We start from the raw sequence: 13,706 nt of genomic DNA on the forward strand, positions 1-13,706 counted from the left end.
ATCTAAATGTAAAAGATTGTTTCACTTTGTTCGCAATGACAGTAAATATAAAACATGAAATACAAAAAATCACAAGAATTATATAACAAAGGCTTAGTAAACTTAGTAGGAGCGGTAAATTCACCAGTACGTGCGTTCGCATCTGTAGGAGGGAATCCTTTATTTATAAAAAAAGCTAAAGGAAGTAAAATTACGGATGTAGATAACAACTCTTATGTCGATTTAGTGTTGTCTTACGGTCCGATGATTTTAGGACATCGTCATAAAAAAGTACAAAAAGCGATTACGAAAGCCTTAAAAAATGGGTATTCTTTTGGAGCATCAACAAAAAATGAAATTAAATTAGCAAAGATTGTTTGTGATGCGTTCCCAGGAATGGACAAAGTACGCTTTGTAAATTCTGGTACAGAAGCTGTATTAAGCGGAATCCGTTTGGCAAGAGCATACACAGGTAAAGACAAAATTATAAAGTTTGCTGGTTGTTATCATGGGCATCAAGATGCGTTGTTAGTAGCAGCAGGTTCTGGTTTAGCTACGTTGAGTTTACCCGGAAGTAAAGGCGTTCCTGAGGGAGCAGTAAAAAACACGTTGATAGCAAATTACAACGATTTAGAAAGTGTAAAAGCACATTTTGAGGCACATGATGATATTGCTGGGGTTATTTTAGAACCTGTAGCAGGAAACATGGGAGTAGTTACTCCTCAAAATAATTTCTTAAAAGAATTAAAAGAATATTTAGAATCTAAAGGAGCTTTGTTAATTGTTGATGAGGTAATGACAGGTTTCCGCTCTAAATTTGGAGGAGCACAAGAATTATTTGAGGTAGAAGCAGATATTACTTGTTTAGGAAAAGTAATTGGGGGAGGCTTTCCTGTTGGAGCGTATGGAGCTCGTAACGAAATTATGGGAATGGTTGCACCATTAGGAGGAATGTATCAGGCAGGAACTTTGAGTGGAAACCCAATAGCTATGGCAGGAGGAATAGCTACCTTAACAGAGTTAAAAAAGCAAAATCCATATGATAAATTTAATGAGATAGCACAAATTATTGAAGTTTTCTTGTTAGAATCAGCAAAAAAATATGACGTAGCAATCACAGTAAATAGATTTGGATCTATGATTAATCCATTTTTTACAGATATTACAGTCACCAATTTTAAAGAAGCACAAACTTCTGACACGAAAAAGTTTGCAACCTTCTTTTGGGAAATGATTAAGAATGGTGTTTTTCTACCACCAAGTCAGTTTGAAGCTTGGTTTTTATCATCGTCTTTAACAGAAAAAAATATTCAAAAAGTTGCAAAGGCAATTGATAAAGCCATGGAAGCAGTTTCAAAAATGTAAAAGAAATATTGTATGAAGATTATATTTAGTATCTTATGTGGTTTATTGCTAACTTCATGTCCAAATAAAAACATGAATGATAATCAAGAAACAAAAGAAATAGTACATTTATTTGAAGGAAACTTATTAGGAGCAGGAGAAGAAGGTTTAAAAAAAGAAAACTTTATAATTTCTTCAGAAAAAGAATGGAAAGAGTTTTTAAACAAAATAAATAGAATAAATAAAGTTTCATCAAAATTTGAACCTTCCGTAAACTTTTCAACAGATATGGTTTTAATTGCTATTGAAGAAGTAAAAACTACAGGAGGATTTGGAATTAAGGTTGCTGAACTTGAAGAGGAAAAGGAAAAAATAAATGTTATTGTAGAAAGAATTGGACCAAAACCAACAGATATGGTCATTATGGTAATAACCCAACCAATAAACATAGTTAAAATAAAAAAAACAAACAAAGAGATAATCTTTGTAGAAAAATCAAAATGATAAAAAACGATTTATTTTTAAAAGCGTTAAAAGGAGAAACAGTTGATCGACCACCAGTATGGATGATGCGTCAAGCAGGAAGATATTTGCCTGAATTTATGGAAATTCGTAAAAAGTACGATTTCTTTACCCGTTGTAGAACTCCAGAATTAGCTTCAGAAATTACAGTACAACCCATTCGTAGGTATGGAATGGATGCTGCCATATTGTTTTCAGATATTTTAGTAATTCCACAAGCAATGAATATTGAAGTGGAAATGAAACCTAACTTTGGACCTTACCTACCGAATCCTGTAAGAGATAAAAAAGGATTAGAGAGTGTAATTGTACCAGATGTAAATGAAGAATTAGGCTATGTGATGGAAGCTATTAAAGCAACCAAAGAAAAACTAAATGATGAAATACCTTTAATAGGTTTTGCAGGGTCTCCGTGGACAATTTTATGCTACGTAGTACAAGGTCAAGGTTCTAAAAATTTCGACAAAGCAAAAGAATTTTGTTTTACAAAACCAGTTTTGGCACACGAATTGCTTCAGAAGATAACAGATACCACAATTGCTTATTTAAAAGAAAAGGTAAAAGCAGGTGTAAACGCTGTACAGGTTTTTGATTCTTGGGGAGGAATGTTATCTCCAACCGACTATCAAGAGTTTTCGTGGCAATACATCAATCAAATAATAGAAGCATTAAAAGATGATGCACCAGTTATCGCTTTTGGTAAAGGATGTTGGTTTGCCTTACATGAAATGGCACAATCAAATGCATCAGCTTTAGGAGTAGATTGGACATGTTCAGCTAGAAATGCACGCTATTTAACAGGAGGAAATATTACTTTGCAAGGTAATTTTGACCCTTCTCGATTGTTCTCTCCACCAGCTGAAATAAAAAAGATGGTACACCAAATGATTAATGAGTTTGGTAAAGACAAATATATTGTTAACTTGGGGCATGGAATTTTACCCAACATTCCGTTAGAAAATGCTAAAGCATTTATAGATGCGGTTAAGGAGTATAAAGCAGATAGATAACCCCCTTTAAATAATTAAAAATGAATAGATTATTTTTTGTTTTGATGTGTTTTTTGACAACTGTTACTTTCGCGCAGAATAAAACGTATTACAATTTCGCAGTAAATAATTGTGTAGAAGAAAGTACAGGTGGTTTGATAGATAATTGTATTAAAGGCTCTTATTTATTAAATTATAACTTTACTACTATGAGTAGTGAAACGGTAAGTACAGACAAAGTTAAAAAGCCAATAGTGCTTCTTGCGAATGCCACTTGGTCGGCTCCTTGTTGGGGAGATGTACCAGCTTTAAATAAGATGGTTGAAAAGTATAATAATCAATTAGAGTTTATTATGATTTTTTGGGACAAAGAAGCTAAAGTAAAAAGAATGGCTGAAAAATTAGATAAGAGAATTAAATTAGTTCCCGCAAGAGAGATTGATAAAGTAAAAAAAGGATACCTAGATATTAGTGGTTTTGTACATAAACTAGATTATCCAACAGCTTATTTGATTAGTAAAGATAAACAATTTTTAAATGTAAAAAGAGGGGCTGCAACACCAACTAAAGAAGTAGGTTGGGATAAAGTAAATGAGATCAATACAAAGAATTTTGAAGATTTTTTAGCACCAATTTTAAAATAAAAATATTTGAAACAATAGTACTCGTAACCTCTTTCTTTATTGAAAGAGGTTTTTTATTTTTACACAAAAAAATATGATACAAAACATAGTAAAAGGAGTTCAGGCCTATTTTGGATCTTTTGGAATGATTTCAAAATTAAAACTATGGAAATATTTTATTATTCCAATATTTATAAGTCTATTAACAGCAACACTTGTAGGCTTTATGGCGTATACATTTTCCGATAATATTGGTCATTATGTTGCTAATTTTTGGAAATGGGAGTTTGGAAAACAAACCTTTGAGGTAATCAGTACTTTTATAAGCGGATTACTTATTGTGGTAATAGGTTTGGTATTGTATAAACATATTGTAATGGCTTTATCTGCACCTTTTATGAGTCCTGTTTCAGAAAAAATTGAAGATCATCTTAGAGGAGAAGACCATACACATAGAATAACATCTTTTCAAGAACAATTAATTAGAGGGATACGAATAAACCTTAGAAATTTAACTAGAGAACTGTTATTAACAATTCCTATTTTGCTATTAGGCTTCATTCCCGTAATTGGTATTTTTTCAACTGTATTACTGTTTTTAATGCAAGCATATTACGCAGGTTTTGGTAATATGGATTATACCTTAGAACGTCATTTTAAATATAGAGAAAGTATCCGTTTTGTAAAAGAAAATAAAGGATTAGCGATAGGAAATGGAATTGTTTTCATGCTTTTTTTATTAATTCCTGTAATCGGAGTAATTCTCGTATTACCATTATCTGTTACCGCAGCGACTACAGAAACTATTAAGAAAATTCAACAAAAAAAAATACCAGAATAAGTATTTTTGCACTTCAATTTAATCAACATGAAAGAACAATTTTACGCATACATTCAAGAATTACAAGATACCATAACATCTAAATTAGAAGCTATAGATGGTAAAGCTAAGTTTCAAGAAGACTTATGGGAGCGTGTTGAAGGAGGAGGAGGTAGAACTCGTGTAATTGAAAATGGAAATATTTTCGAAAAAGGAGGCGTAAATATATCTAAAGTTTTTGGAGAGTTACCAGAAGCGTTGAGAAAGCAATTTGGGGTAGAAAGTGGAGACTTCTTCGCTTGTGGATTAAGTTTAGTAATTCACCCAAAGAATCCGTTTGTACCAACAGTGCATGCTAACTGGCGTTATTTTGAAATGTATGACGATGAAGGAAACATTGTTACCCAATGGTTTGGTGGCGGACAAGATTTAACTCCCTATTACTTATTTGAAGAAGATGCAGTACATTTTCATACAGTATGTAAGAAAGCTTGTGATAAGCATCACCTAGATTTTTATCTAAAGTTCAAAGAAACCTGTGATAATTATTTTTGGAATGCACATAGAAACGAAGCGCGTGGTTTAGGAGGTTTGTTCTTCGATTATTTAAAAGAAACGAAAGAGTTCTCAATGCAAGATCGATATGATTTCGTGACCGAAGTAGGAAATAGTTTTTTAAACTCCTATCTACCTATTGTTGAAAGAAGAAAAGACATAGCCTACACTCAAGAACATAAAGATTGGCAAGAAGTACGTAGAGGTCGTTATGTCGAGTTTAATTTAGTACATGATAAAGGAACGTTATTTGGATTAAAAACTAACGGACGTATAGAAAGTATTTTAATGAGTTTACCACCAACAGTACAATGGAAATATAATCATCATCCAGCAGAAGGATCAGAAGAAGCAAAATTGTTAGAAGTTTTAGCAAAACCTACAAATTGGGTGTAGTCTCAAACTTATTTCCAAACAACATTTTTCTTAGTAAGTTCATTATTCACGTTATGAATATGGAAAAGACGCGCTTTTAATAGTAGTTTTCTACCGTTAATAGTTCGTGTGTATACTAATTTAGATTTACCAAGATGTTTATTCCAGCAAGATTGAAGCACTTCACATTCTTTTTTACGGACACCAAAAATTTCTGGAACAGGAAAGAAGTTATTTAATTTTAATTTTCTACGGAACCAATTAGTTTTTATCAGTAAATATTTAGGGGTATCGATAGGTTGTAATAACTCATCCAAAGCCTTTATGAATAATGTGCTTTCATACCTGTTTGCTCCTTGAATGGTACAAGAAACATTTCCTTCGGCTAATAATTCAGTTTTAATTTGTATTTGGTTTATAGGTGTCGTTAAGTGATTCAACCGATTGAGCGATTCCAAAATTACAGCTGCCATTTTATCTATTTTCCTATGAATCAATCCGAAGTACAAGTATAATTGAGTAGACTTATAAATTTTGTAACCAAATGTCAATCCTAAAGCAGATGATAATGCAAGTAGAAAGTAAACAACACCTTTTTGTAATAAAACATTAAAGTTTTTAATGATAAACTTAGGAATAAAAAAAGACAAACCAATAATAATTTCGCCCACTGTATACTTTACAATATCTTGATAGTATAATTTTTTTTGCTTTGGAAATTGCTCATTCTTTTCATTATAAAAAGTAAGCTCTTTAATAACCCCTTTTCCTTTACTAATAGCATTTGTCCATCGTTGAGCGATTAAATCCCTGTTTTTAGAAAATTCTAAAGTCTTTTTATTTTGTTGTTGAATATCTTCATCAATAAAATTATCAGGAAGTTGTAAACGACTAATTCCGTTGGAAATAATAGCTTTTTCATTATTAGAAATACCTAAAAAAGCATTAAAACGACGAGCAAGAATTTCAAAATCTCGTCCTCCAAACTCATCCAAAGTATCAATACAAGCCAAATGCCAAATCAAGCCTACTTTATCAGGGTTTTTATTATCTACTCTAATTGCACGACCACGCATTTGATTTGAAGTAACAAAAGAGCCAATAACAGAAGCTAAAATTAAGCTGTTGATGGATGGAGCGTCCCAACCTTCACCTAATAACGATTTTGTACCCACTAAAATTTTGATATGTCCGAGTTCAAAAAGCTGAGTAATAGCTTCAACAATAGTATGTTTCGATGAATTTTTACTAGAGAGAATTACAAACTCGGTATCTGATTTTAAAGCAGTATAATTGTAGTTGTCAATAGCATCAATTAAACCCAGTTTAGCAATATTACTACTATGAATAATTACCAAATTACCTGTAAGAACAGCTAAACTATTTTTGTTTTTAGTAGTTGTTCTAACGTGATGAAAAATAGGAATAACCCCTAGTTTTTTTATCTCTTTTATTTCAGGTAAAGTAGCATTTAAATATTCTTTCCTAATATAATCCGATAAAATAACACAACGTAAATCGTCTTCTAAGTTTTGTTGTTCTTGTTGAACAATTGTGGTAATGCTTTTTAATTTACTTGGACTATTACTGAGTGATTTATACAGTAGCTCATTTCCTACTAAATTGACTTTCTTTTTGCTAAAAACAGCTAGTTTACGAAGCCTTTTTTCTAAAATATGAAGATAAGTTTCATGTTCAATAAGGTTTTCACGGTCAACCACTAATAAGTGTTGAAATAAAATTTGAATCCATTCATTAGTAATTGAAGGGAATTCAATTTTTTCATTTTCTTCAAAGCCTAATACATGTAGCTTTTCAAAAGGAATAGCTTCTCCTGCTTGGTGTAAGGAGATTAATAAAGAAGAAAAGAAATCAGAATATTTGTAGAGTTCTTCTAAGTTTTCTTCTGTTTTCGCATAAAATCTATGCTGCTTTAGAAAAGAAATAAACTCTTTATCTTTTAAAATATCAGTAACAAACTGAGCAATTTTTAATCGGAAATCGGTAATGAAATTAATTTCTTGATCTTCTAGTTTAGATAGAAAAACTAAATCTTGATGCGGACAAAGATTATGTTCTTTTACTAAATCGGGAACCACAATTTCGTCGTCAATTTCTCCACAAAGTTTAAAATACTTTTGAATCTCTGAGTTTTCACTATCGTATGGTGGAGTAGCGGTTAAAGCAACAACAGTTTGTATGTGTTGCTCTTTCAAGTCATACAAACATTCCCACCAAGCATTTTTCAAATGATGAGCTTCATCTAATAATAAAACCTCTATTTGATGTTTTTTAAAGAAATTATAATAGGCTTCCTTAGTGTTAAAAGATTTATAAAAACTGTGTAAAGCCTGATATGTAGAAAAAGTAATATCAGAAGGTTGTTTAATATCAAATGAAATCTGCTTGAAATTACAATCGGTAGTAAAAAAATTTTGCAAACGATCTTCCCACTGATTTCTAATGGTTAAAGTGGGAGCTAGAATTAATGTTTTTTTACCTATTTTTTTAATAATTTCTATTCCTAAAATTGTTTTTCCAGAACCAGGTGGCGCAACTATATGAAAATGATCATCCTGTATATGAACTGAAAAATTTTGAAGCACTTTTGCTTGATAAGGTCTCCAGTCAAATAAGAAGTTAAATTTGGTAATAGCTTCGTTCAACAATTTTTAATTAGGTTAAAGAGTTCAAAAATAGAATTTTGAGTTAACAAACAAAAGTTTAATTTAATATTAGGTTATTCGTAATAATATTTGTTTTTTACAGAGATAACAATAATGTATTTATGATTTTTTAGAGTTGAATTGAGAATAATTTAATAGATGAAGAAGAGTACTAAAATATTTAACGGAGAAAATCATAAAAAAATCGTTGATTTTTAGTAACTTCGCAAGCGTTTAAAATTATACACTATGGCTAGATACGAATTGAAGTTGCCTAAAATGGGCGAAAGTGTTGCAGAAGCAACAATAACTTCTTGGGTAAAAGAAGTTGGAGAAACTATTGATATAGATGACACCGTTGTTGAAGTAGCTACAGACAAAGTAGATAGTGAAGTACCTAGTGAAGTTGAAGGAACCTTAGTTGAAATCTTATTTGAAAAAGATACTGTTGTGCAAGTAGGTGAAACGATTGCAATTATAGAAATAGAAGGAGAAGAAGGAGAAGAAGGAGAAGAAGGAGTAACAACAAATGCACCTAAGAAAGAAGAGGTTCAACCAGAAACTGTTGCAGCAGTAGAAAAAACAGTTGAAGTAGCTAAAGAAACTGTGACTACTACGATTGATACTTCATCAAGCGATCGTTTTTACTCACCATTAGTAAAGAGTATTGCTCAAACAGAAGGAATATCTGTAGAAGAGTTAGAAACTATAAAAGGAACAGGTAAAGAAGGTAGAGTAACTAAAAATGATATTTTATCATATTTAGAAAACAAAGGAGATCAACCTAAAGTTGCGACACCAACTCCAACAGAAAAGAAATCGGTACCTCAACCTGCACCAGCGCCAGTTTCATTAAGTGGTCAAGATGAAATTATAGAAATGAGCCGTATGGGGAAATTAATCTCTAAACATATGGTTGACTCTATTCAAACATCAGCGCACGTACAGTCGTTTATTGAAATTGATGTAACTAATATTGTTAATTGGAGAAATAAAGTTAAAAATGCTTTCCAACAAAGAGAAGGAGAGAAGTTAACATTTACACCAATATTTATGCAAGCAATAGCTTCTACAATAAAGAAACATCCTATGATAAATATTTCTGTTGATGGTGATAAAATCATTAAAAGAGGAAATGTAAACTTAGGAATGGCAGCAGCGTTACCTGATGGAAATTTAATTGTACCAGTAATTAAAAATGCTGATATGTTAAATTTAGTTGGTATTACCAAACAAGTAAACGATTTAGCAGGTAGAGCTCGTGCTAATAAGTTAAAACCAGACGAAATTCAAGGTGGAACTTATACGGTAACGAATGTTGGTAGTTTTGGAAGTATTACAGGTACACCAATAATCAATCAACCTCAAGTAGCAATTTTAGCTTTAGGAGCTATTGTTAAAAAGCCAGCGGTTATTGAAACTCCAGAAGGAGATTTTATAGGAATCCGTCACAAAATGATTGTTTCTCATTCTTACGATCACAGAGTGGTAAATGGAGCGTTAGGAGGTATGTTTATTAAAACATTAAAAGAAATTTTAGAATCTTGGGACGTAAATCAAGATTTTTAAAATAAATAAAGCCTTTTAATTTTTACCTACATTAGCGGCTACTTTAAATTACTAATAGAAATAAAAAAAATGAAAAAAATTTTAATAGCACTTTTTTTAGGTGTAACAATGGTTAGTACAGCACAAAAAAAAGTATTACTACGTTTAAACTATGAAAAAGGTCAAAAGTACACTATGGACATGAAAATGGCTCAAGTAATAGGTGTTGGTGTAATGACAAACAACATGCATATTCAAATGAAATATGATATAACAGGAGTTTCAGATGACACGTATGAAAGTAGTGCTAAAATTACCAAAATGGTAATGGATATGAAACAAGGAGGTGTGAATGTGTCATATGACTCATCTAAAAAAGATGAAGAGTTAGATGAAACAGGGAAAATGATGAAGTCAAGAATGCAGCCTATGTTATCAGCTACAATTATGACTAAAGGAGATAACTTAGGAAACATTTTAGAAACGAAGGTTGAGCCTAGTAATATTCAAGAAGCAAAAGATTTTACAAAACAATCTAGTAGTGTAATTTACCCTAAAGAAGCAGTAGCAGTAGGTGATACTTGGACAAAAACTAAAAATGATGGAGCAATGAGTTTTAGTTTTACTTATAAAGTAAAATCCATCTCTTCTAAAAATGTTTTAATAGATATTTTAGGTAAAATTACAGGAGCTGCAGATGGTGATATCACAGGATCTATGGATATAGACAGAGATTCAGGTATGCCTTTAGAATCAAAAATTAATATGACAATGAAGATTCAAGGACAAGATGCAATAACTAATATAACGGTTACACTTACTAAAGAATAGAGTAAAAAATATATTTGATTTAAAAAGCTTAGAATTTATTCTGAGCTTTTATTTTTTATGAAAATACCACCAGTTCATATCCCTTGTATACCGATAACCTAACTTTTCATAAAGTTGGATGGCATGATTTCCTTTATTAGTGTGCAAAATAGGGTGTTTTCCATCGTTTAAAATTTCTTTGGTAACGTGTTGAGAAAGCTGCTTAGCAAATCCTTTTCTAGTATATTCAGGATGAGTAACTACAGCACTAACCTCTATAAAATCATCAGTTTGCATACGTTGTCCGGTAACAGCAACAAGTTTATTATCCTTGAAAATACCGAAATACTTTCCCATATCAAAAGTTCTTTTTCTATAATAACCAGGCATTACCAACCAAACTAGATTATAAATTTGATCAATATGGTTTTCAGTTAAAGGTATAACTTCTTCAGTAATATCAAAATCTGTTAGGTTTTCCAATACCATTTGACAACCATCAATTTTCTTATCTAGGCGTATTTTATCTTTATCATAAGTAGGAATTTTATTTTCGGAAACTAAAAAGAATTTATCTGTTAACTTAGAATATTCATTTAAAGCTTCTACTGTTTTTGAAGTATTGGTAAAAGCTCCAAATGGACAAATAGAAGGGTCATAAAACTTTACTTCATCATAGTTTAGAAGAAATTTATGATGGGTTTCACATAATGAATACCAAACGGGGTTTTTAAGTTTGTTTTCCACTATAAATATTTGTTAAAGCTGTTTTTAAATCAGGAAAAAAAAAGTTGTGCATATTGGCAGTTTTCTTATAAGAAACTTTACTTCCTTTTAGTAAAATATAGGCCATTTCTCCTAAAGCTATTTTTAAAATAAAAGAAGGAGTACTCATAGGTAACACAGGTTTATGAATAACCTTTCCTAGTAACTTTGTAAAGCTCTCATTAGTTTGATGTTCAGGAGCAACAGCATTGAAAATTCCAGTAAAGCTTTTATCCTCTACGGCTTTTACATAAAGTTCACATAAATCATCAATATGAATCCAAGGCATGTATTGTTTACCACTTCCTAAGGCAGCTAAAAATGCAGGTGTATTCATTTTTTTCAAAGCTCCCCCGTTTTTAGAAAGTACAACACCGGTTCGTAAAATAGAAACAGGAATGTTTAATAGTTCGAATTGATGAGCAGCATTTTCCCATTCTACACAATTTTTTGAGATAAAATCATTTTCAGGGTTGTTGTCGTCTTCTGTGAAAATTTTATCTGAAGTAATAGCTCCGTAATAACCAATACCAGATGCAGAAATAAAACCTTTTAGAGGTATTTCAAACTCTTGTACTTTATTAAAAATTAAGTTAGCAGTTTTTACACGACTATTAATTAGTTCTTTTTTTCGTTCGTTTGTCCAACGTTTATCAGCAATACCAGCTCCAGCTAAATGAATTACGTGGCTCACATTATAAAAAGCATCTTTATCTACAAAGTTTTCTTTCACATTCCAAAGAAACTCATTGTTCTTTTTAGGATTTCTAGTAAGAATATTTACTACATGTTCTTTATTAGTTAACTTTTTAGTTAACGCTTTTCCGATTAAACCCTTTCCGCCTGTTATTAATACTGTAGCCATAATATTCAAAAATAAACATTCATTTCTAATGAAAGAAAAAGATTGATAGCGTTTTTTTTAAAAATAAAAACCAAGATTATCATTTCTTCGTAAGTAAGATTGAATGAGTAATTAATTTTTTAAAATTTACAACCATAAAAAAATGAAATTAATTATTGAAGCTAACACATTAGTATTAAAAGGATTAATGTTGTTAGCAGCTTATCATATTGATATTCTAGGTTTAGTAGTGTCAAGTGATATTACATACTTTTATGCCTTTTAAGGAGAAAACACAATAGGTATAGAACAATTCAATACTTTCAAAACCTTTGTGGTGTTTAATCTTTTAGGTTTTCTAGAGTAGGAGTAATGTTGTCTCTTTCCGTCTCCTAAACTTTTTAATCAATCCAATCGAAACATAAAGTTTCCATTCAATTTGTGTTTTAAAATATTGAAGAGGTTTGTTACTCATTTGCTAACGAATAATTTTGGAAGGAAAAGAAACAATACTTTCGTGTCCGTCTTTACCAACAGCACTTACTCCGAAGAAAAAATTATCTAAAACAATTCCATCTAAAGTAAACTTAGTAGTATTTTCAATATATTTAAAATTATCCCAGGTGGGAGAAGTAGTGTCTCTCCAGTAAATTTTATACCCTTTAGCACCGTCAACTTTATCCCATTGAAGTTTTGCAGAAGCTTCAACAATACCACCAATTCCCACATTTTTAGGTGCTGGAGGAGCAGTAGCAATGCTAGCTAGGTTAATAGCGTTTACAGCAGTTAAATTTTTAGCATAATCAAAATTTACAAACTTTAATCGGTCACCATATTCAATACCATTTTCGGTTCTAATATCTTGATGTTGCTGTGTGTAGTTTTCATGAGCTTCCATAATTCGTATACCTGCAAAACCAGCATCGTTAAAAGGTCTGTGATGTCCACCACGGCCAAACCTATCTAAACGATAAATCATTTTAGGATTCATTTCTGGCATGTAGGTTTTGGTAGTTTTATAGATATAGCGGGCTAATTGGCGTGATATTCCATCTACTTCACCACCGTAAAAACGACGTGATTTTCGCTGGCGTTCTGTTTCTGTGGGAGGTACAGGTTCAGAAAATATTCTAAAGGTACGATTATCAATTACTCCATCAACACCTTTTATGTTTCCAATCATATCGTTATTTATAACACCTACAATATTCCAACCTTTTTCTTTAGCATATGTAGCCAATCCTTTTCCACCAAATAAGCCTTGTTCTTCACCAGACAATCCAACATAAATAATACTGTTTTCAAAGGTATAGTTACTTAAAACACGAGCCGCTTCTATTGTTCCAGCCATTCCAGAGGCATTGTCATTAGCTCCAGGAGCATCATCAGTAAAATTATTAGGATCGGAGATTCTAGAATCAATATCACCGCTCATAATAATAAAATTATTAGGATATTTATTTCCTTTTTGAACAGCAACGACATTAACAACCCAAACATCTTTGGTAATTCTACTGTTGGTTCCTTTTTCTATGAAGTCTTTTTGGTAAAATACTTCTAAACAGTTGTTACAATCGGAAGATATTTTATCAAATTCAGATTTAATCCAACGACGTGCAGCACCAATTCCGTGTGTATTAGAAATAGTATCGCTTAATGTGTGACGTGTTCCGAAATTTGTTAGTATAGTAAGATCAGCTTTGATTCTATCTACTGAAACAGCATTGATAATATCGTATATCTTAGTATCTGTTTGTGCTGATATTGTAGTAGTAATAAGTAAGAATAGTACTATGAATTTTTTCATGTTAAGGAATTAAGTTTACTAAATTACAAAACAAAAAAGAGAATAAAATTAGCTTTATT

13 protein-coding genes are annotated in these 13,706 nt (G+C 31.4%); 9 read left to right on the top strand and 4 right to left on the bottom strand.

The genetic code is table 11. The features are described from left to right. Window positions 1–54 precede the first annotated feature (54 nt). The 6 genes from hemL (at window position 55) to hemF (ending at window position 5,228) form a co-directional block, all read left to right on the top strand. The gene (gene hemL, locus ACKTSW_RS10230) at window positions 55–1,344 is read left to right on the top strand and encodes a glutamate-1-semialdehyde 2,1-aminomutase (RefSeq protein ID WP_408025160.1); all 1,290 of its coding nucleotides are present in this window, start codon (window positions 55–57) and stop codon (window positions 1,342–1,344) included. A gap of 12 nt (window positions 1,345–1,356) precedes the next feature. Further along, window positions 1,357–1,827, top strand: coding sequence for a protease complex subunit PrcB family protein (locus ACKTSW_RS10235; protein ID WP_408025161.1), 471 nt, complete (start codon window positions 1,357–1,359; stop codon window positions 1,825–1,827). Continuing rightward, a complete protein-coding gene (hemE, locus tag ACKTSW_RS10240) occupies window positions 1,824–2,855 on the top strand; it encodes a uroporphyrinogen decarboxylase (protein ID WP_408025162.1) in 1,032 nt (343 codons plus the stop codon). Before ACKTSW_RS10235 ends, hemE begins: the two co-directional genes overlap by 4 nt. Window positions 2,856–2,875: 20 nt before the next feature. Then, window positions 2,876–3,478 (top strand): TlpA family protein disulfide reductase, encoded by a 603-nt coding sequence (locus ACKTSW_RS10245; protein ID WP_408025163.1) that lies wholly within the window; start codon window positions 2,876–2,878, stop codon window positions 3,476–3,478. 73 nt (window positions 3,479–3,551) lie between these two features. Beyond that, window positions 3,552–4,298 (top strand): EI24 domain-containing protein, encoded by a 747-nt coding sequence (locus tag ACKTSW_RS10250; protein WP_408025164.1) that lies wholly within the window; start codon window positions 3,552–3,554, stop codon window positions 4,296–4,298. Between the two features lie 27 nt (window positions 4,299–4,325). Then, on the top strand, window positions 4,326–5,228 hold the full coding sequence (gene hemF / locus ACKTSW_RS10255) for an oxygen-dependent coproporphyrinogen oxidase (RefSeq protein ID WP_408025165.1): 903 nt from the start codon (window positions 4,326–4,328) through the stop codon (window positions 5,226–5,228). A gap of 8 nt (window positions 5,229–5,236) precedes the next feature. Here the strand turns inward: hemF and ACKTSW_RS10260 are convergent, their stop codons facing one another. Continuing rightward, window positions 5,237–7,876, bottom strand: a complete 2,640-nt coding sequence (locus ACKTSW_RS10260; RefSeq protein WP_408025166.1) for a DEAD/DEAH box helicase family protein — start codon at window positions 7,874–7,876, stop codon at window positions 5,237–5,239. A gap of 246 nt (window positions 7,877–8,122) precedes the next feature. Between ACKTSW_RS10260 and ACKTSW_RS10265 the strand changes: the two genes are divergently transcribed. After that, complete coding sequence (locus tag ACKTSW_RS10265; RefSeq protein WP_408025167.1) at window positions 8,123–9,442, top strand: dihydrolipoamide acetyltransferase family protein; 1,320 nt, start codon at window positions 8,123–8,125, stop codon at window positions 9,440–9,442. 69 nt (window positions 9,443–9,511) lie between these two features. Further along, window positions 9,512–10,252 (top strand): DUF6263 family protein, encoded by a 741-nt coding sequence (locus tag ACKTSW_RS10270; protein ID WP_408025168.1) that lies wholly within the window; start codon window positions 9,512–9,514, stop codon window positions 10,250–10,252. Window positions 10,253–10,300: 48 nt separating this feature from the next. Here ACKTSW_RS10270 and ACKTSW_RS10275 read toward each other — a convergent pair whose 3' ends face one another. Both ACKTSW_RS10275 and ACKTSW_RS10280 read right to left on the bottom strand, forming a co-directional pair. Next, window positions 10,301–10,978 carry a GNAT family N-acetyltransferase gene (locus ACKTSW_RS10275; RefSeq protein WP_408025169.1) on the bottom strand — a complete coding sequence of 226 codons (678 nt, stop codon included), beginning with the start codon at window positions 10,976–10,978 and terminating at the stop codon, window positions 10,301–10,303. Beyond that, on the bottom strand, window positions 10,962–11,861 hold the full coding sequence (locus ACKTSW_RS10280; RefSeq protein ID WP_408025170.1) for a TIGR01777 family oxidoreductase: 900 nt from the start codon (window positions 11,859–11,861) through the stop codon (window positions 10,962–10,964). Before ACKTSW_RS10280 ends, ACKTSW_RS10275 begins: the two co-directional genes overlap by 17 nt. A gap of 142 nt (window positions 11,862–12,003) precedes the next feature. Between ACKTSW_RS10280 and ACKTSW_RS10285 the strand changes: the two genes are divergently transcribed. Then, window positions 12,004–12,126 (top strand): hypothetical protein, encoded by a 123-nt coding sequence (locus tag ACKTSW_RS10285; protein ID WP_408025171.1) that lies wholly within the window; start codon window positions 12,004–12,006, stop codon window positions 12,124–12,126. 192 nt (window positions 12,127–12,318) lie between these two features. Here ACKTSW_RS10285 and ACKTSW_RS10290 read toward each other — a convergent pair whose 3' ends face one another. Further along, on the bottom strand, window positions 12,319–13,647 hold the full coding sequence (locus tag ACKTSW_RS10290; protein WP_408025172.1) for a M28 family peptidase: 1,329 nt from the start codon (window positions 13,645–13,647) through the stop codon (window positions 12,319–12,321). Between the last annotated feature and the right edge of the window lie 59 nt (window positions 13,648–13,706).

The organism is Tenacibaculum sediminilitoris (assembly GCF_964513795.1).
In the GTDB taxonomy this organism is placed as follows: Bacteria; Bacteroidota; Bacteroidia; order Flavobacteriales; family Flavobacteriaceae; genus Polaribacter; species Polaribacter sediminilitoris.